General features: G+C 74.6%; 12 protein-coding genes. 8 read left to right on the top strand and 4 right to left on the bottom strand.

Annotated features, from left to right (window positions below; translation table 11 throughout):
* Nucleotides 1–365 precede the first annotated feature (365 nt).
* Genes AB0G16_RS28835 through AB0G16_RS28825 form a run of 3 tightly spaced genes read left to right on the top strand, consistent with a single transcriptional unit; the run spans nucleotide 366 to nucleotide 5,586 of the window.
* Complete coding sequence (locus AB0G16_RS28835; RefSeq protein ID WP_362811652.1) at nucleotides 366–3,911, top strand: serine/threonine-protein kinase; 3,546 nt, start codon at nucleotides 366–368, stop codon at nucleotides 3,909–3,911.
* A 37-nt stretch (nucleotides 3,912–3,948) separates the two neighbouring features.
* Complete coding sequence (locus AB0G16_RS28830) at nucleotides 3,949–5,280, top strand: protein kinase (protein ID WP_362811649.1); 1,332 nt, start codon at nucleotides 3,949–3,951, stop codon at nucleotides 5,278–5,280.
* A 60-nt stretch (nucleotides 5,281–5,340) separates the two neighbouring features.
* Nucleotides 5,341–5,586, top strand: a complete 246-nt coding sequence (locus AB0G16_RS28825) for a hypothetical protein (RefSeq protein WP_362811646.1) — start codon at nucleotides 5,341–5,343, stop codon at nucleotides 5,584–5,586.
* Between the two features lie 92 nt (nucleotides 5,587–5,678).
* Here the strand turns inward: AB0G16_RS28825 and AB0G16_RS28820 are convergent, their stop codons facing one another.
* The 4 genes from AB0G16_RS28820 to AB0G16_RS28805 form a co-directional block, all read right to left on the bottom strand.
* Entirely contained in the window at nucleotides 5,679–6,833 is a 1,155-nt protein-coding gene (locus AB0G16_RS28820) for a low temperature requirement protein A (protein ID WP_362811644.1), read from the bottom strand.
* A 207-nt stretch (nucleotides 6,834–7,040) separates the two neighbouring features.
* A complete protein-coding gene (locus AB0G16_RS28815) occupies nucleotides 7,041–7,349 on the bottom strand; it encodes a MiAMP1 family antimicrobial peptide (protein WP_362811641.1) in 309 nt (102 codons plus the stop codon).
* 326 nt (nucleotides 7,350–7,675) lie between these two features.
* Nucleotides 7,676–8,518: a DoxX family protein gene (locus AB0G16_RS28810; protein ID WP_362811639.1), complete on the bottom strand. Its 843-nt coding sequence runs from the start codon at nucleotides 8,516–8,518 to the stop codon at nucleotides 7,676–7,678.
* Nucleotides 8,519–8,673: 155 nt separating this feature from the next.
* Nucleotides 8,674–10,224, bottom strand: coding sequence for an MFS transporter (locus AB0G16_RS28805; RefSeq protein ID WP_362811636.1), 1,551 nt, complete (start codon nucleotides 10,222–10,224; stop codon nucleotides 8,674–8,676).
* Nucleotides 10,225–10,451: 227 nt separating this feature from the next.
* On the opposite strand from AB0G16_RS28805, the gene AB0G16_RS28800 reads away from it, so the two are divergent.
* The 5 genes from AB0G16_RS28800 to AB0G16_RS28780 all read left to right on the top strand — a co-directional run.
* Nucleotides 10,452–12,473: a hypothetical protein gene (locus AB0G16_RS28800; RefSeq protein ID WP_362811633.1), complete on the top strand. Its 2,022-nt coding sequence runs from the start codon at nucleotides 10,452–10,454 to the stop codon at nucleotides 12,471–12,473.
* Between the two features lie 364 nt (nucleotides 12,474–12,837).
* A complete protein-coding gene (locus tag AB0G16_RS28795) occupies nucleotides 12,838–15,195 on the top strand; it encodes an AAA family ATPase (RefSeq protein WP_362811630.1) in 2,358 nt (785 codons plus the stop codon).
* A gap of 144 nt (nucleotides 15,196–15,339) precedes the next feature.
* Complete coding sequence (locus AB0G16_RS28790; protein ID WP_362811627.1) at nucleotides 15,340–16,323, top strand: ABC transporter permease; 984 nt, start codon at nucleotides 15,340–15,342, stop codon at nucleotides 16,321–16,323.
* A gap of 7 nt (nucleotides 16,324–16,330) precedes the next feature.
* Entirely contained in the window at nucleotides 16,331–17,248 is a 918-nt protein-coding gene (locus AB0G16_RS28785; protein WP_362811624.1) for an ABC transporter permease, read from the top strand.
* A gap of 212 nt (nucleotides 17,249–17,460) precedes the next feature.
* On the top strand, nucleotides 17,461–19,666 hold a 2,206-nt coding region (locus tag AB0G16_RS28780), incomplete at its 3' end, for an ABC transporter ATP-binding protein (protein WP_362811621.1).

Here is a 19,666-nt window from a genome sequence, read left to right as displayed (position 1 = left end):
GTGGCCACGTCCGGTGCCCGGCGTCCCCGACTACTCCGAACGTCCCGCCCCGTCATACCGGGAGCGGGCATCCTGGAGCACGTCCCCGGGGTCGCCTTCCGGCGGCCGTGACCTGCCGGCGACCCGACGGCGACCGACCGGCCGGAAGGATGCGCGCACGGTCCAGGGAGGGAGGACGCGTCATGTCCCGGGTGGGAGAACACCCCGCGAACGTCCCGCAGCGTCCCACAACGTCCCGCAACGTCCCGCGAGCACCCCGCGAACGTCCCGAGAGCACCTGGCGAACGTCCCGCGGGTGCTCACGAGCGCCCGCGAACCTTTCCCCCCTCCCCGGCGTCCAAAATCACCGTTGAACGGAGTGTGAGTTGAGCACGACACTTATTGACGGTGACCCGCAACGCCTGGGCGACTACTGGCTCGCCGGCCGGCTGGGCGCGGGCGGCCAGGGCGTGGTCTACGAGGCCTACGACGCCGAGGGCCGCCGGGTCGCCCTGAAGGTCCTGCACGGTGACGCCGGGACCGACCCGGAACTGCGCGAACGGTTCGGCCGCGAGGCCGCGGCGGCCCGCCGCGTCTCCTCGTTCTGCACGGCGGCGGTGCTGGACGCCGACCTCCAAGGACCCAGGCCGTACATCGTCAGCGAGTACGTCGAGGGTCCCAGCCTGCGCAGGGCGGTGGCCGAGGGGCGCCGCTTCACCGGGGGCGACCTGCACCGCCTGGCGACCGCGATCGCCACCGCCCTGACGGCCGTGCACGAGGCCGGGGTCATCCACCGCGACCTCAAGCCCGACAACGTCCTGCTGGGACCGGACGGTCCCCGTGTGATCGACTTCGGTGTCGCCCGGACGATCGACATGTCGATGACCGCGACCGGCATGGTGGCGGGCACCCCGACCTACATGGCCCCCGAGATCTTCATGGGCCAGCGCGCCACCACCGCGGTGGACGTCTTCGCCTGGGGCGGGATCATGGTCTTCGCCGCGACGGGCGCCGACCCGTTCCGGGCGGAGAGCCTGGGCGGGGTCATGCACCGCGTGCTGTCGGTCCAGCCCCAGCTCGACATCCTGCCCGAGCACCTGCGGCCGTTCGTGGCCGCCTCGCTGGCCAAGGACCCCGCCTCCAGGCCCACCGCCAGGGACCTGCTGCTGGCCCTGGTCAGCGGGGACGGGGCCATCGACACGCCGCGGCTCCTGGCGGCGGGCAGCGACGCCGGGGCCCGGATCCGCGCGACCTCGGCCGACCCCGCGCTCGGCACCCTCGCCGAGGACGCCTACGCCGGGCTCGGCCCGGCCGAGCGGGAGCTGGCCCCCGAGGTCTTCCTGCGGCTGGTCACCGTCGACGACGACGGCCGCCTGGTCGTACGGCGGGCGCAGTGGGGCGAGCTCCTCGACGGACGCCAGGAGGCCGAGACGGCCGCGGTCCACCGCCTGCTGAAGGTCTTCGCCTACCTGGTCACCCACGACGATCGGGAGGTCTGGCTCTCGCGTCCGGCGCTGCCACAGGCCTGGCCCCGGCTGCGCATGTGGGTCCAGGCCAACCGGGACGGCCTGGCCGTGCACCGGGGGATCCTCGCCGCCGCGCGCCGCTGGCAGACCCAGGGACGCAGGGACGGGGACCTGTTCCAGGGCAGCAGCCTGGAGAACGCCATGCACTGGGCCGCCACCGGCCGCCGCAACATCACGCTCAGCCCGATGGAACGCGACTTCCTGGAGGCGGGCGCCGCCCTCACCCGGCGCCGCGCCCGCCGCAACCGGGTGCTGTCGGCGACGCTGGCCGTGCTGCTGGTGGTCGCGCTGGCCGCCGGTGCGCTGGCCGTGCAGCAGGGCAGGGTGGCCGACGCGCGCAGCGTCGTCATCGCCTCCCAGCGCGACGAGGCCACGGCCGCCCGGCTGGCGGCGACGGCCGACACGCTGCGGGTCGCCGACCCGGTCAGGGCCATGCTGCTCAGCGTGGCCGCCTGGCGGCTGGCACCGGTGACCGAGGCCAGGGCGAGCCTGGCCGGCTCGCTGGTCCAGCGCGAGACGGCCACCTTCCGCGACCCCGACGCGGGGATACAGACCCTCAGGGCGCTGAGCGCCGACGGGCGCACGCTCGTCAGCGCGAGCGGCGGCGAGGCACGCTTCTGGGACGTGCGGACCGGCCGGCGCGTCGGCCGCGTCACCGGCGTCGGCGACGACCTGCGGGAGATCGCGCTGAGCCCGGGCGGCAGGCTGCTCGCCGTGGTCAGCGGCGTGAGACTGAGGATCTGGAACACGCGGACCGGCAGGCCGACCGGCGCCGTCCACACCGTCGACGCACCCGGCGCCGGCGGCGACACCGGCGTGCGGTTCGGGCGCTCCGACAAATGGCTCGTGATCACCCAGGGGGAGGCCAACACCGTCTGGAACCTCACCACCGGCGAGAAGCGGTCCGTGCCCGTCGCGGGTGTCAACTTCGACGTCTCCCCCGACGGAACCCGGATCGTCACCGGCGACCTGGAGCGCACGGCGACGCAGTTCACCCTGAGCGACCTGAGCAGGATCCCGCTGGGAGGCCGCTGCGCCTGCCTGCCGAACGTGGCCTACAGCCCGGACGGCGCGACCGTCGCGGTCTCCCGGGGAAAGAGGATCGAGCTGCGCGACGCGTCCACCGGCGCCAAGCTGGATCGCTCCTTCGAGTTCGAGGAGGACGTCGCCGAGAGCCACCTCGTCTTCAGCCCGGACGGGCGCTTCATGGCCCTGGCGACCCAGACGGCCCTGCGCGTCTGGAGGGTCCGGGACGCCCAGCCGCTGCTCACCCAGAAGATCGACGCCTACCTGCCCGTCCTCGCCTTCGACCCGGACGGGCGCACCCTGCGGTACTTCACCGAGGACGCGGTGACCGGCCTCGACATCTCCGGGCTGACCGATCCGGCCACGCTCAAGGGCTCCGGCACGTACTGGGCGGAGCTGAGCCCCGACGGGCGGCTGCTCGCCTCCAGGGCCGAGGGGGCGGACGAGATCGTGATCCGGGACGTCCGGTCGCGCGCCCGGACGGGCTCGCTGCCGATCGAGCCGGAGGGCGCCACCGGCGCCTTCGAGATGGCCTTCAGCGGCGACGGCCGGCGGCTGACGGCCGTCACCGGCGTCGACGACTCGGGGCTGGCCGTCTGGGACACCGCCACCTTCAAGAGGATCGCCTCCTTCGGCGTCACCCGTGACGGTACGGCGTCGGCCCTGGCGATCAGCGCCGACGGCACCGCCGTGGCCGCCTACACCCTGTACCACGACGCGGACGTCGAACCGGACGGGGAGATCCACGTCTGGGACGTGCCCAGCGGGCGGCTTCGCTGGTCGCGGGCACAGACGATCGTCGAGCGGCTGGTGTTCAGCCCGGACGGCAGGACGCTCGCGGTCGCCGGCGGCGACCACCGGCTGCTGGACGCGAGGACCGGCAAGCCCTTCGGCCAGACCTACGGCTCGCCCAGCATCGGCATCCTGACGACGGCGCTGGCCTTCTCCGCGGACGGCTCCCGCTTCGCCACGGCCGACCAGGCCATGCGGATGTCGGTGTTCGAGACCCGCGGCCGGCAGCGGGTGGGCACCCTGATCCGCGGCGGGCCGGGCACGGGGGCGGGGCTGGCGTACTCCCCTCGCGGGGACGTCGTCGCCGCGGCGGCGGGCGAGCAGTCGGTGGGGATCTGGGACGTCGAGACCGGGCGCCGTCTCGGCCCGCCGATCGCGGTGCAGCCCGGTGACCTCCGATCCCTGGCGTTCGGCCCGGGCGGGGACCGGCTGGTCCTCGTCGACTCGGACGGCACCCTGAGCGAGCATCCGGTCGATCCGGACGCGGTGGCCGAGGCCGTCTGCGCGCGGGCGGGACGCACCCTGTCGCGCGAGGAGTGGCGTACCTATCTGAAGGACCTGCCCTACCGCGACGTCTGTTCCGGGTGAGGAGAACTTTTACCCCCCGGGCCGCATCGAATCCCCCATGAGAACGGCGCGGGAACTCAGCGCGGGCGATCCGTGGCGGCTCGGCGGCTACCGCCTGGCCGGGCGGCTGGGGGCGGGTGCCCGGGGCGTGGTCTACGAGGGCTACGACGCCGCCGGGCGGCGGGTGACGGTGAACGTCGTGCACGGCCGCCCGGCGATCGACCCGGGACTGCGCGCCCGGCTCGTCCGCGAGGCCGAGGCCGCCCGCGGGGTCGCCCCGTTCTGCGTGGCGGGCGTGCTGGACGCCGACTTCGACGGGCCCAGACCCTACCTGGTCAGCGAGTACGTGGAGGGACCCAGCCTGCGCCGGGCCGGGAGGGTCCTCGGCGGTGAGGACCTGCGCGCCCTGGCCGTCGCGGTCGCCACCGCCCTGACGGCCCTGCACGACGCCGGCGTGATCCACCGCGACCTCACGCCCGACACCGTGATCGTCGGGCCGGACGGCCCTCGCGTCACCGGTTTCGGGGTGGCCCCCGGCCTGGAGGCGGCGCTGGCCGCCCCGGCACTGAAGTCGTACGAGCCGTCCTACCTGGCGCCCGAGGTGTTCACCGCCGGCCCGCCGGGACCGGCGGCCGACGTGTTCGCCTGGGGTGCGGTCGTGCTGTACGCCGCGACCGGGCAGGACGCCTTCGCGGCGGGCAGCCTGGGCGCCGTGATGCACCGCGTCCTGTCCCTCGACCCCGACCTGGACCCGCTGCCCCCCTCGCTGCGCCCCCTGGCCTCAGCCGCGCTCTCCAAGGAACCCGGCGCCCGCCCGTCCGCCCGCGAACTGCTGCGCGAACTGCTCGACCTGCCCGGCGGCCCATCCGGCCCACCCGGCCCACCCGGTTCACCCGGTGGTGTCCCGCGGGTCACCGGGGCGGACCGGGCGCCGGTGCCCGAGGGCGTCGCGCTGCTCAGGGCGGGCGCCGAGACGGCGGCGAGGGTCCGTACGGCCTGTGACGACCCGTCGCTGGGCGAGCTCGCCGAGGCCGCCTACGCCGCGCTCGATCCGGCGGTCAGGGGGCGCGCGCCCGCGGTGTTCCTCCGGCTGGTGACCGTCGCCGCCGACGGGGAGGCGGTCGCCCGCGAGGTCCGGGCCTCCCCGGCGGCCGAGTCCGTGCTCGGCGGTTTCACCGGGACGCTCGTCCGGCGGCGGGCGGGGACGTACGTCCTCTCCCCGGCGCTGCCGTACGCCTGGCCCCGGCTGCGCGGGTGGATCGACGCCGGTCGTGGCCGCCTGGTGGCCCGCGACCGGCTCGCCCGGCTGCTGCCCCCGCTGCTCGCCGTCTCGGCGGTCCTGACGGTGGCGCTGGTCACGGCGGTGATCGTGGCCGGATGGACGGTCTGACCGGGCCGATGGCTGGGTAGGACCCTCACGGGAAACGGCCATGAGTTTTCGGGGGGAGACATGGCGAGCTGCGAGACGTGCGGCAACGACTACGACATGAGCTTCGAGGTGCACGCCCAGGGCGGGGTGCACGTCTTCGACAGCTTCGAGTGCGCGATCCAGAAGATGGCGCCCATCTGCGAGCACTGCGGGGTCCGGATCGTCGGGCACGGGGTCGAGGCCGACCGGCGCTGGTTCTGCTGCGCCCACTGCGCCCGCATGGAGGGGGCGGACACCATCGTGGACCGGGCCGGCATGAAGGTCTGAGGCCGGCCCGGCCCCACGACGGCGGAACGCGCGGCAGGAGACGCCGCCGGGCCGGCGGCGAGAGGGCTGGAACCGAGGGCGGGTGGCCGAGGCTAGGACGAGGGGGCGGCGGCGACGAGGGCCGAGCGCCTTTCCACGACGATCACCACGACCGCCAGCGCCGTCAGCGCGGTGAGCTGCGCGAGGGCCGACCACAGGCCGGGCGCGACCGTCGCGAGCGCGACGAGCGCGCCCCAGGCCCGCGGGCCGTTGCCCGCCATGCCCAGGACGCGCCGGAACCAGGCGTCACCCGCCATGAACAGGGCGAAGCCCACGGCCAGGGTCAGGGCGGCGCTGAGCTTCAACGGGTCGGCCGGATGGCCGATCGCCTTCTTGACGCCCGCGGAGAGCGCGACGACGCCCAGCAGCATCGGGATGTGCGCGTAGAAGTAGGCGCCGAGGATCAGCCGGGTACGCCGCACGGGTTCGGCGTTCGCCAGGGCGTGTTCGGCGCGCGTCTCGTCGTCGCCGCCGAAGTAGAGCCACCACAGGCAGGCGGCCAGCGCGAGGCCGAGCACCGCAGCCAGGCCGAGGGCGAAGCTGACGTGGAGGCCTTTGGCGCCGATGCCGAGGGCCACGATCGACTCGCCGAGCACCACGATCACCAGCAGGCCGTGGCGCTCGACGATGTGCACGGCCCGCAGGTCGAAGCCCTTCTGCCCGATGTAGTACGGGCTCCCCCACAGGAGGGCCACCGCGGCGGCCCAGAGCAGGTAGTTGTAAGGGGCGGGGACCAGGGCGGCCGCACCGACCAGCGCCGTCCCGCCGAGGTTGAACGGGAGCACCCGGGCGATGGCCGAGGTGCCCTGCAGGTAGAGCCCGGAGTGCACGACGACCAGCAGCAGGTATCCGATCGTGAAGGCCAGGCCGTCCCCGTCGAACACGGAGGGGATCGACAGCGCCACGATCATGAATCCGGCCATGCCCAGCAGGATCAGCACCCTGCGGGCGGGCCGGGTGGGCGGGACGGCGTTGGTCAGCCAGGCGTACCCGGCGTACATCCACCAGATGACGCCGAAGACCAGCAGCACGCGCAGCGCGCCCTCGAGGGGACGGCCGTCCTGCAGGCCGTCCACCATGAGGCCGGTGAGCTGGGTGACGGTGAAGACGAAGACGAGGTCGAAGAAGAGTTCGAGCGTGGAGACACGGAGTTCGGTCTCCTGTGGTGCGGGCGCGGCCCGCTCCGCGAACCAGCCGGGGAGGCGCATTCGATCATTGTGTAGGTACGGCATCTCCCTGTGAGTCGGTTTATGTGACATCGAAGGGTTTTGTGTGACGTCGAAGGATGTCGCCGCGGAGGGGGACCGGGGCGTCCCGCGCGGGACGCCCCGGTCACGGGGGGAAGGGGCCGTCCGGCCGCCGTCTCCACGGTGATCCCGGAGCCCTCCGTCCGGGACCGCCCGCGCGGGCCGGGGTCAGCACTCGATGAAGATGCTCCGCCAGCCGACGGGCGTCCTCTGCTCGGCGTTGCGGTCGGAGGGGAGCCGGAAGTGCATCAGGCCGTGCGTGTCGGGCTGGTTGTACATGCGCCCGGACTGGCCGTCGCCGTACCACTTGTAGGAACCGTTGTAGGGGATGTTGGACGGTCCGCACGCGTCGATCACGGCGGATCTGCCGGTGAAGCCCGGGCCCTCGTAGGCGATGTACTGCGAGGCGTAGGCGGCACCGGCGGTGATCGCGACGATGCCGGCCGTCAGGGCGGACACGATGAGGGTTCTCTTCACTGTGCTCCTCGGGAACTGGGAACGAGGTGTCTCACCCGGCGATCCCGCCGGGTGTGACGACCAGGACCGGGGAAGCCCCCGCGTCCTGGCCGCCGCCCCTGCTGCGGGACGGAACCCATCATGCACAGTGAGTAATGATTTCGCTACTTACCGTGACGGAAGGATGGGGTCACCTCATTCCTCGCCCCGGCCGCCCCGGCCCTCCTCGCCCGTCTCCCTCCGCCGCTCGCCGCTCTGCGCCCACCGTCCGCAGGCCGTCGAAGAACAACACCGGGCCGCGCCGTCACGGCGGAGGGACACGGGGCCGTATCGGGGCGCCGCACGGCTCAGCCTCCGGGGGACTCGTCCTTCTTCCCGGCGACCAGGGTGTCGCCGGTCGCGTCCGGGACGGGCGGCGAGGGCGGCGAGGGCGGCGAGGCCGGGGCCGCCGCGGTCCCGGCGCCCACCGGAGGTCTGCGGGTGCGCGTGCGGGGACGGACGGCCGGGAACTCGGCCGTGTCGGGGCCGCCCTCGGAGGCCTCCTCCCCGGAGGAGGCGCCCCTTCCGGACGGAGCGGACCCGCCGGGGGAGACGGCAGGGCCGGTCCCCTCACCGGGCTTCTTCCCCGCGGCCGCGGCGGGGGGCGCGGACGGCGCGCCGGGCGCGGACGGCGCGGACGGCGTCACCGGCGTGAAGGACCGTGCGGGCGCCTCCGGCTCGCGCAGCGCGGCGATGACGTCGTCGGCCTCGGCCTCGGCGGCGAAGTCCTCGGCGGCCTCGGCCTCGCGACGTTTGATCACGACCATGTGGTCGACCGACAGGCGGCCCGCGCCACCGACCGCGAGCAGGATCGAGGCGGCCCCGAGAGCGACGATGAGCTTGGCGTCACCCCCGGTGAGCGGCAGGCCCGCATGGCCGCTGGCCAGGACGAAGACGGCGAGGGCCTCGGCGAACAGCAGCAGGCCGCAGGCGGGCACGGCGAGACCGGCCACCAGCAGTGCCCCGCCGATGAGCTCCATCAGCATGGTGACGGCGGCCCACACGTAGGGGCCGGGGGCCTCCAGGGTGGCGAACTGGGCGGCGGTGGCGTTCAGGCCCGCTTCGAGCTTGTGCCAGCCGTTGGCGAAGAAGATCCCGCCCACGCCCAGCCTGGCGGCCAGGGAGGCGAGATCATGGAGGGTTCGTCGCACGGTTCCTCATTCTGGGTAGATTCACCGTTCCTGCCCATGCCTGACCGATAGATGACCCGCGTGGGGTCGTCCAAACCCCGGCGGGGGACGTTCAGGGGTCGCGCGGCGTACGCCGTCGCCGAGGAGGGGGAGGGCTCCGGCGGGCCCCTGGCCCCTCACGGGGAGTCGTCCCGCCCCTCCCGCGACCGGCCGGGCACCAGGAACGCCACCGCCAGCGCGGTCGTGCCGAGCAGCAGGACGCTCACCACGATCGTCGAGTGCAGGCCCGAGACGAACGCCAGGCGGGCGGCGGCGAGCAGTGCTTTCCCGCCCGCGCCGCCGATCTCCTGCGCGACGTGGGCGGCGGAGGCGAGCGACTGGCGGGCCTGGTCCATCGCGCCGGGGCCGATCCCGGGGATCCGGGCCAGCGAGGGGGCGTACACGATCGTGGTGATCGTGCCGAGGACCGCGACGCCGAGGCCGGCGCCCAGCTCGTAGGCGGTCTCCTCGGTGGCGGCGGCGCTGCCGGCGAGCGCCTCCGGGGTGGACGACATGATCGTGTCGGAGGCGGCCAGCAGGGTGACCTGGATGCCGAAGCCGATGCCGACGAAGCAGAACGTCAGGGCGATGGGATGGCCCTCGGTGCCCCAGGCCAGGGTGGGGGTGAGGGAGAGCGCGGTCAGCGCCAGCCCGCCGCTCATGGTGGCGCGCAGGCCGAACCGGCGCAGCAGGCGTGCCCCGGTCAGCCCTCCCGCGATCGAGGCGATCATCAGCGGGAGCATCCGTACCGCCGCCTGGAGCGGGCTGTCGCCCAGGACGAGCTGGAGGTACTGGGCGAGCATGAGCTCCAGCCCGACCAGGGAGAAGACCGTGAGCAGCACCCCGCCCACCCCCGCGCAGAACGCGGGCCGCCGGAACAGGTCCAGGTCGAGCAGGGGGAAGGGCAGCCGCCGCTGCCGGTGGACGAACCACGCCAGCGTCCCGGCCCCGGCCAGGAACACCACCGCTCCCCCGGGGTGACCGGCCCCGGCCTCCTTCAGGCCGAAGGCCAGGCCGAGGATGCCCAGTACAGACAGCAGCGCGCTGAGCGCGTCCCACGGGCGGTCCGAGCGCGTCCGGCCTCCCGGCAGGAGCCTGGCCGCGGAGGGCAGCAGGACCACCAGGATGGGAACGTTGATCAGGAAGACGGCGCCCCACCAGAAGTGCTCGACCAGCACCCCTCCCACCAGGGGGCCGACCGCGGCCCCGGCGGCCGCCACCGCGCTCCAGATCCCCAGCGCGACCGCCCGCTCGTGCCGGTCGGTGAAGACCTGCCGGATGATGGAGAGGGTGGCGGGCATGATCATCGCCCCGCCCACCCCGAGCAGCGCGCGGGCGGAGATCAGCGCGGACGGGGTCGGCGCGAACGCGGCCGCCGCCGAGGCGACGCCGAAGACCAGGTATCCGGCCAGCACGAGGCGTTTGCGTCCGTAGCGGTCACCGAGCGTGCCGAAGGTCAGCAGCAGTGGCGCGACCACCAGCGAGTAGACGTCGATGATCCACAACAGCTCGACCGAGCTCGGCTCCAGCGCCGCGGTCAGCGCCGGGACGGCGATGTGCAGCACCGTGGCGTCCACGGCGATCAGCAGCAGGCTGAAGCAGAGCAGGGCGAGGATCGACCACCGGCCGGCCCCGGGTGCCCGCGGGTCGCCGTCCGCGTGCCTGCCTCGGGTCACGACGCTTGTCATGGGCGGCTCAGGAATTGTCGGCCTGGACGAACATGCGTCGCAGCTTAGGCGAAGTCCGGCAGTGCCCGGGTGGGCATTCGGTGATGCATCTATAGATATGTCCGTCTTGCAGTGGTCTCGCCGGACCTCTCTAGAGAGATACAGGGCTGTACCGTCGTCTAGGCAAACGGTGATCCCGCACCGACCATGGCGGTCGTGGGGGATCAGCGTGAGGCTCGTGAGCCGTCGTGGTGAGCGGGCTCGGCGATCCGGGCGGTCCCGGCCCCGTCCCGCCGCCCCGGGACGACGCCGACCCCCGCCAGTGGTGCGCGGTGGCCGTCTCCTGGCTGGCCCGGGGCCGGCCGGAGGCCGCTCTGGAGGCCGCCCGGCGTGCCCTGGACCTCGGTCCCGCCGCCGGGAGCGACGCGGGGACCAGCACCGGAACCGGAGCGGGAACCGGCCCGCCGTCCGGGGCGGGGGCGGGCGCCGACTGGGGCTACCGCCTGGCCAGCCTGGCGTTCGAGCGGCTCGGCCGGGACGCCGAGGCCGTGGCCGCCGCGGAGGAGGCCGTACGCCTCGCGCCGGGCTCCTGGGCCGCGCGGACGCGCCTGGGCGCGGCACTGCGCCGGGTGCCCGGACGCTGGTGCGAAGCGCGGGCACAGGCCGCCAGGGCCGTCCGCTACGCCCCGGAGGAGCCCGACCCGCACGTCCTGACCGGTGACCTCGCGCTGTTGCGCGGCGAGTACCGCCGCGCCGAGGACTCCTACCGGACCGCGCTGCGCCTGCTGCCGGATCACACCGGTGCCCGGATCAACCTCGGCCTGGCCCTGCTGCGCTGGCAGCGCCCGCGCGCGCACCACGACCCGGCCTGGCCGGTCGACCCCCGGGAGACGGGCCGCGCCCGGCACGCCCTGGAGACATGGTCGCGCCGGACCAGGCTGCTGCTGGCCGTCGCGCTCGTCGCCGTCTGCGCGACCGAGATCGGGCTCGGCCCCACCGGGATCGCGAGGGTCGGCGGCGCCCTGGTACCGCTCGCCGTCCTGGCGATCACCCTGCGGCAGGCGCGACGGGTGAGGCTCTGGCCGTACGTCCCGGGGATGCTCGCCCGCGATCCCTGGCTCGGCGTGTCCCTCCTGCTCACCCTCGTCGCGGTGGCCGCCTACGTCGCGATCACGGCCGGCCTGCTCTTCCCGCCGCCCTCGCCAGGGCTGTCGCCCTCACCGTCCCTGCCGGGCGTGCCGGGAGATCCGTGGGCGGTCCTCGCGGAACTGGCGCTCCTGTCCGGCGCGGTACCGCTCGTCCTGCGCGTCCTGGCCGGGGTCTGGCGCGGCCGGCCGGTCAGGGCACTGGCCGAGTTCGCGGCGGCCGGCGGCGACCGTACCGCCCGGCGCGACATCGACGTGACCCTCTGGCTGGTGGCGGGCCGGGCCTGGTCGGGGACGACGGCGGCCGCGCTGGTGGCCGTCGCCGCGGACCGCCGGCTCTGGGCCGCCGACGTGCTCGTCGTACCGGCCGTGCCGGCCCTGCTCACCGCGCTGACCGTGCTCGCCGTGCTCACCGTGCTCGCCGTGCTCGCCGTGCTGACCGCCCTGGCCGTGCCGGTGGCTCTCGCCCGGCTGCGTGCCCGGCCCGGCCTCGCGCGCCACCTGGGCCGGGCGGCGGCCGCGGACCGCGGGCTGGCGGCCGCCCTGCTCCTGCCCGCCGTGGCCGCACCGCTGCTCGGGGTGGCCGTCGTGGCGCCGGGGCCGGGAGCGGCGGGCGAGTGGGCCCGGCGTGCCGCCCTGGTGCTGCTGGCCGTGCCGGTGGCGGTGTACGCCGCCGGGGCGGTACGGGCGTGGTGGCGAGGGGCGCCGGGGCCGGGGCGGTCCTCCCTGGTCATGTGCGACGGCTGCGCCGACCGCCTCCCCGGCGACACCGGTCCCTCGGTGGGGCTCAGCGGCGAGGTGCGCGACGCGTTCACCCACGCGCGGGAGGTGGTGCTCGCCTGTACCGGCCCCGGGGGGCCGCGCACGCTGGCCGTCGGCGCGGTCAGCTCGGTCGGGCCCGGCGGCGAGCTGCGCCTGATCGCGACGTCCGAGGCCTGGGACGCCGCCGAACACGACCCCCGGGTGGCGGTCTTCGTCGCGGACCCCCTCGACCGCCGCTTCTGGGCGGAGGTACGAGGGATCGCGATCGGCGACACCGAGAGCGCCCTGCTGAGGATCACCCCCAAGGAGGTGACGGTCGCCGACTACCCGGGACGCCACCAGGGCCGGCCCGGCCGCGGCTGACCCGTGCCACGACGCCGGCACATCGGCTTGCCGGGCGGTGACACTTCCCTGCCCGCTCCCGGACCTCCCCGTACGGTGACCGGCGGCCTCGGGCCCGCGCCCCGCGCGTGGCCGCCGCCCGTGACCGGGTCGTCACGCCCGGCGGCGGCCCGGTCACCGCCCGCCACGCGCGGGGCGCGGGAGCGGAACCGGTGACCGTGGGGCGGGCGGGACGGCGCCGGCCGGGACACGCCGCGCCGGACGACGTTTTCATCCGCTCTCATCTGATATCTGATCGTGCTCGACCGGCGGCGTGGCGCGACGCTCAGGCACGCGCAAACGTCCCTTCGTTGCGGTATAACCGGGGGCGGACCGGGGAGGCGTGATGCGGGAATCCAGCAGGGCCCGGCCGGCGGGGCGCGCGGCCGCACGGGATCTGTTCGAGCAGGTGCGGTCGGGCTACTTCCGGCTCTCGCCCCCGCTGCGCAGGCTGATCTACGCCGCGGTGCTCGTCGGAGCGGTCGCCCTGGCGTTCGGCGTCGGCTGGTCGGTCCTGAACACGATCCTCGTCACGCTGACGCTGCTCGGCTTCGCCGCCCTGACCCTGAGCTTCCCGCGCGCCGCCGCCACCCTGCTGGTGATCCTCCTCTGGCTGGCGGCACTGACGATCATCCGCGGCGGGTACGGCTGGGACTCGCCGGTCTCGACGGCGCTGATCCTGCTCGCCCCTCTGGCGGGCGGCGCCGCCCACCTCATCCGCTGGGTCACGCCGTGGGTGACCGCGGCGGCCGCACTGGCCGCGGCCGGGCTGGTCGCGCTCGTGTTCGGCACCCTGCTCACCGCCCTGGTGCCCGCCGTCGCGATCTGGGCCGCGTACGCCGCGGCGGGCGGGGTGCTGGTCCACCGGCTCCTCCAGGCGCGCCGGGCGCGGGCCGCGGCGACGGCGGAGCAGCCCCAGGACCGGCTCAGGGTCCGCGAGGGCGGGCACGCCGCCCACGTCGCGCCGGGCGAGCGGGACGTGCCGCCGCCGATCTCGGTGGAGGAGGCCCTCGGCGAGCTGGACGCCATGATCGGCCTGGCCCCGGTGAAGGAGCAGGTCCGTTCCATCGCCGCCTCGATCGAGGCCGCCAGGCTCCGCAAGGAGGCGGGATACGCCACCGAGCCGCCGATGCGGCACTTCGTCTTCGTCGGCCCGCCCGGCACCGGCAAGACCAGCGTGGCCAGGACCGTCGCCAAGATCTTCTACGCCTTCGGCCTGCTGGAGACCCCCTACGTGGTGGAGGCCCAGCGGGCCGACCTGGTGGGCGAGTTCCTCGGGGCCACCGCGATCAAGACGAACGAGCTCGTCGACCGGGCGCTCGGCGGGGTGCTCTTCGTCGACGAGGCCTACAGCCTGATCAACTCCGGCGACGGCCAGCCCGACAGGTTCGGCTCGGAGGCCGTGCAGACGCTGCTCAAGCGGGCCGAGGACGACCGCGACAGGCTGATCGTCATCCTGGCCGGGTACGAGAAGGAGATGACCGCCTTCCTGTCGTCCAACCCGGGGCTGTCCAGTCGCTTCTCCAGCCGGGTCCGCTTCCCCAGCTACGCCCCCGACGAGCTGCTGCGGATCACCGAGCTGCTGCAGCGGCGCCGGGGCGACCGGATGGCGCCGGAGGCGATGCCCGCCCTGCTCGCCCGCTTCGAGGACGTCCACCGGCGGGCGATCGTCGACGAGCTGGGCAACGCCCGGTTCGTCCGCAGCCTGGTGGAGGCCGCCGCGCAGGCCAGGGACGTGCGGGTGGTCGGGGCCGGTGGCGCGCCGACCACCGAGGACCTCGTCACCACCGCCGAGGGCGACGTCGTCAAGGCCTTCGACGAGCTCACCGCCCGCTACCGGAGCTACCAGGCGGCCCCCTCGCTGGAGGAGGCGCTCGCCGACCTCGACCGGATGGCGGGCCTGGAGCCCGTCAAACGGCAGGTGCACGCGATCGCCGCGCAGCTCAGGGTCGCCAGGATGCGCGAGGAACGCGGCCTGCCCACCCCGCCGCAGATGCGGCACTTCGTCTTCGCGGGCCCTCCGGGCACCGGCAAGACCACCGTGGCCCGCATCCTGGGCCGCATCTTCGCCGCGCTGGGGCTGCTCTCCCAGCCCGACGTGGTGGAGGCCCAGCGGGCCGACCTGGTCGGCCAGCACCTGGGGGCCACCTCGATCAAGACGAACGAGCTGGTCGACCGGGCGCTCGGCGGGGTGCTCTTCATCGACGAGGCCTACGGCCTGGTCAACTCCGGCTACAGCGGGGGCGACGCCTTCGGCACCGAGGCCGTGCAGACGCTGCTCAAGCGGGCCGAGGACGACCGCGACAGGCTGGTGGTCATCCTCGCCGGGTACGAGCGGGAGATGAGCGCCTTCCTCGCCTCCAACCCCGGCCTGGCCAGCAGGTTCAGCCAGAGGGTGCTGTTCCCCTCCTACTCCCCGCGGGAGCTCGCCGAGATCGCGGTGCTGCTCGCCGACGCGTCGGGCGACAGGTTCGACGACGCCGCCCGGCGCGACCTGGCCGAGGTCTTCACCTGGGTCTGCGACGAGGGCCTGATCGACGGCCTGGGCAACGGAAGGTTCGCCCGCTCGCTCTTCGAACGCGCCGCCATGCGCAGGGACGTCCGCCTGGCCGCGCTCGGCGACGTCACCGCGAGCGCCGCCGACCTCACCACCATCACCAGCGCCGACCTGCGCGCCGCCGTGGACGAGCTCGCCGGGAAGTGACCGCCGGCGGGTGAGCGCCGGGCCCGCCGGGCCCGCCGGCGCCATCGTTCACCGAGATGCCTCCGATTCGGTACGCTATGCATCCTGTCGGTCGCAGAGTGTAGCAAGATGGTGCCGACAGCGGCGGGCCACGGAGGAGGAACGATGGCGGGATTCCTGGCCCGCAGGCTGCTCAACTACCTGGCGTTGATCGTCGTGGCCACCAGCCTGGCCTACATGCTGGCCGCCTCGGCGCTCGACCCGCGCTCCAACTACGAGGGCCGCAACCCCCCGATCCCCGCCGGGGTCGTCGACGCGCGCCTGTCCGACCTCAACCTCAACGACCGTGTCCCGCTCCTCGAGCGCTACCTGGCCTGGGGCGGCGCCGTCGTCCGGGGCGACTTCGGGCGCACCGTCACCGGCGGTCCGGTGGGCGAGGACCTCGGGCGCCGGATCGGCGTCACCCTGCGCCTGGTCACGATCGGGCTGGTCCTCGGCAGCGTCACCGGCGTCGCGGTCGGCGCCTACGCCGCGGTCAGGCAGTACGGCGCCTTCGACCGGCTGGCGACCGGCCTGTCCTTCGGCGTGCTGGCCATCCCCACCGTGGTGCTCGCCAACATCCTGATCATCGCCGCCGTCCGGTTCAACGAGCTGGTCGGCGCCCAGGTCTTCCTGGTCAGCGGGGAGGCGACCCCCGGCCTGCAGGGAGGTCCGGCCGCCGCCCTGCTCGACCGGGCGCAGCACCTGGTGCTTCCCACCCTGTCGCTCTCGCTGAGCCTGGTCGCGGTCTACAGCCGCTACCAGCGCAACATGATGCTCGACGTGCTCGGCGCCGACTTCGTCCGCACGGCCATGGCCAAGGGGCTCAGCCGCCGCGCCGCGCTGACCCGGCACGCGCTGCGCACCGCGCTGATCCCGGCGGTCACCTACTTCGCCTTCACCTTCGGGGCGCTGCTGGTCGGCACCACCTTCACCGAGAAGATCTTCGGTTGGCACGGCATGGGGGAGCGGCTGGTCGACTCGATCTCCACCAACGACGTCAACACCGTCGCCGCGATCGGCTGCTTCGCCGCGCTGGCCGTGCTGCTGGCCTCGCTGGCCTCCGACGTGCTGCACGCCGTCCTCGACCCGCGCGTCCGGACGGGGTGAGCCGCCGATGACCATCGCCGACGAGGAGCTGGCCGGGCAACGGGCCTGTGACGACGTCCGGGCACCCGCGACGAGGCTGCGCCAGGTCGCCGGCCGCATGCTGGCGAAGGGCCGGGGCCGGGCGGGCTGCGCGCTGCTCGCGCTGATCTTCCTGCTGGCCTTCGCCGGCCCGTACCTCACCCCGTGGACCTATACCGCCAGGGACTTCACGGCCTTCCTCGCCCCGCCGTCGGCCGAGCACTGGTGGGGCACCCTGCAGACCGGCGCCGACGTGTACGCGGTCACGCTCCGCGGCATGCGGAGGTCACTGGTCGTCGGCCTGCTCGCCGCGGTGGTCGGTACCGCGCTCGCCGCGGTGGTCGGCGCCTTCGCCGGCTACTTCGGCGGCTGGACCGACCGCTCGCTGACCTGGCTGACCGACCTGCTGCTGGTGCTGCCGGCCTTCCTGGTGCTGGCGATCATGTCGCCGCTCTTCGCCGGGGGGCAGTGGCCGGTGTTCGTGCTGGTGCTCGCGCTCTTCCTGTGGATGGTCACCTCCAAGGTCGTCCGGAGCATGACCGTCTCGCTCAGGGAGCGGGAGTTCGTCCAGGCGGCCAGGTTCATGGGCGTGCCGCCGACGACGATCATCTTCCGGCACGTCCTGCCGAACATGTCCTCGCTGCTGGTCGTCGACGCCACGCTGAACGTCAGCGCCGCGATCCTCACCGAGACCTCCCTGTCCTACTTCGGCTTCGGCATCCAGGCTCCCGACGTCTCGCTGGGCGGCCTCATCGCCGACGGCGCCCGCACGGCCGTCTACGCGCCCTGGACGTTCTGGTTCTGCGCGGGCCTGCTGATCCTCACGGTGCTCGCGGTGAACCTGGTCGGCGACGCCCTGCGGGACGCGCTGGACCCCACCTCGCACCGGGGAGGGAGGGCGGGATGACGGCCGATCGATCCAGGAGTTCCGCGGGCTCCGCGGGCTCCGCGGGCTCCGCGGACGCCGCGAGCTCAGTGAGCTCAGTGAGCTCCGCGGGTTCCGGGGGCGCGGCGGCTCCCGCGGGCGCGCGGCCGTGGACCGGCCCGGCCGGCCGGCCAGGTCCCGGCCCGCCGCCGGGGCACCCCGGTCCGGCGCCGGGCCACGGCGATCCCGCTCCGGTGCAGGGCCACGGCGACCCGCGGCGGGACGGGCCCGCCCCCGTGCTGGAGGTGCGGGACCTGCACGTCACCTTCGGCACCGGCCCGGCCGCGGTGCGCGCCGTGAGAGGAATGGGGTACGCGGTCCGCCCCGGCGAGGTGCTGGGCATCGTGGGAGAGTCCGGCTCCGGCAAGTCGGTCACCTCACTGGCCGTGATGGGCCTGCTCCCCGGGCACGCCCGCGTCACCGGCTCGGTGCGCCTGCACGGCCGGGAGATCCTGGGCGCCCCCGAGCGGACGCTCACCGCCGTCCGGGGCCGGACGGTCTCGATGGTCTTCCAGGACCCGCTCTCCGCCCTCACCCCGGTCCACCGGGTCGGCGACCAGATCGCCGAGGCGATCCGCGTGCACCGGCGGGTCGGCGCCGCTCAGGCCGCCGGGCGCGCCGTCGAACTGCTGGACCTGGTCGGCGTCCCCGACGCCGCGCGGCGCGCCAGGGCGTTCCCGCACGAGTTCTCCGGCGGCATGCGCCAGCGCGTGATGATCGCGATGGCGATCGCCAACGACCCCGACGTGATCCTCTGCGACGAGCCCACCACCGCGCTCGACGTCACCATCCAGGCACAGGTGCTCCAGGTCCTCCAGACGGCGCGGCGGGAGACCGGCGCGGCGATCGTCGTCATCACCCACGACCTGGGGGTGGTGGCCGGGTTCGCCGACCGGGTCCTGGTGATGTACGCCGGGCGCCCGGTCGAGGTCGGCCCCGTGCGGGAGGTCTACCACCGCCCCCGCATGCCGTACACCATGGGCCTGCTCGGGTCGGTGCCGCGTCCGGACCGCGGCCGGGAGCGGCCGCTGGTGCCCATCGCGGGCAGCCCTCCGTCACCGGCGGCGCTGCCCCCGGGCTGCCCGTTCGAGCCGCGCTGCCCGATAGCCGTGGCGGCCTGCGCCGAGGCCGAGCCCGAGCCGGCGCCGGTCGGCTCCCACGGCCACCTCGCCGCCTGCCTGCGCGCCGGCGAGATCGAGAAGGCCGGCTGGACCCCCGCCCAGGTGTACGGCGTGCGCGCGTCCGCCGAGGCCGGTGCCGAACGGCCGCTTCCGCGTGGCGGGCGCGAGGTGGTCCTGGCCGTCGAGGACCTGGTCAGGCACTACCCGCTGACCAAGGGGACGTTCCTGCGGCGCAGGGTCGGCACGGTCCGCGCGGTGGACGGCGTCGGCTTCGACGTCCGCGAGGGCGAGACCCTCGGCCTGGTCGGGGAGTCCGGCTGCGGCAAGACGACCACCCTGATGGAGATCCTGGAACTGGCCGCCCCCCAGCGGGGCCGGATCACGGTGCTGGGCCACGACGTCTCCCGGATGAGCGCCCGCGACCGGATGTCGGTCCGGCGCGACATGCAGGTGGTCTTCCAGGACCCGATGGCCTCCCTCGACCCCAGGATGACCGTGTACGACATCCTCGCCGAGCCGTTGCGCGCCCACGGCGGCCGGAACCCGGGGCCGAGGATCCGCGAGCTGCTCGGCCTGGTCGGCCTGGAGCCCGGCCACGCCGCCCGTCACCCGCAGGACCTGTCCGGAGGGCAGCGCCAGCGGGTGGGCATCGCCCGCGCCCTCGCGCTGGAGCCCCGGCTGGTCGTGCTGGACGAGCCGGTCTCGGCGCTCGACGTCTCCATCCAGGCCGGGGTGCTCAACCTGCTGGAGGAGCTGAGGGCCCGGCTGGGCCTGGCGTACCTGTTCGTGGCGCACGACCTGGCCGTGGTGCGCCACATCGCGGACCGGGTCGCGGTCATGTACCTGGGCACGATCGTCGAGATCGGGGCGGTGGAGCGGGTCTACGACACGCCGCTGCACCCCTACACGCGGGCGCTGCTCTCGGCGATCCCGCTCCCGGACCCGGATCTGGAACGTTCCAGGAGGCGGATCCTGCTGGACGGCGACCTCCCCGGCCCGGCGGACCCGCTCTCGGGCTGCCGCTTCCGCGCCCGCTGCCCCCTCTTCCGGACCCTCGACGAGCCCGGCCGGGAACGCTGCGCGGGGGAGGAGCCGCGGATACGGGAGCTGGGGGACGACCACGGCGTCGCCTGCCACTTCGCCGAGAGGTTCGGTGCTCCGTCCGGGGCCCCGGCCTTCCCCGGCCGGGCCGGACGCCCCTCACCCGGCGGGCCATCCCCCGGGCCGCGGCGACAGAGCCGGCCCTCACGCAACTCTGATCGGGATTCGCGAATGCCAG

The organism is Streptosporangium sp. NPDC023615 (assembly GCF_040640155.1).
Lineage (GTDB): Bacteria > Actinomycetota > Actinomycetes > Streptosporangiales > Streptosporangiaceae > Streptosporangium.
The sequence above is the reverse complement of the archived record's forward strand: the minus strand, read 5'-3'. Positions and strand labels throughout refer to the sequence as shown.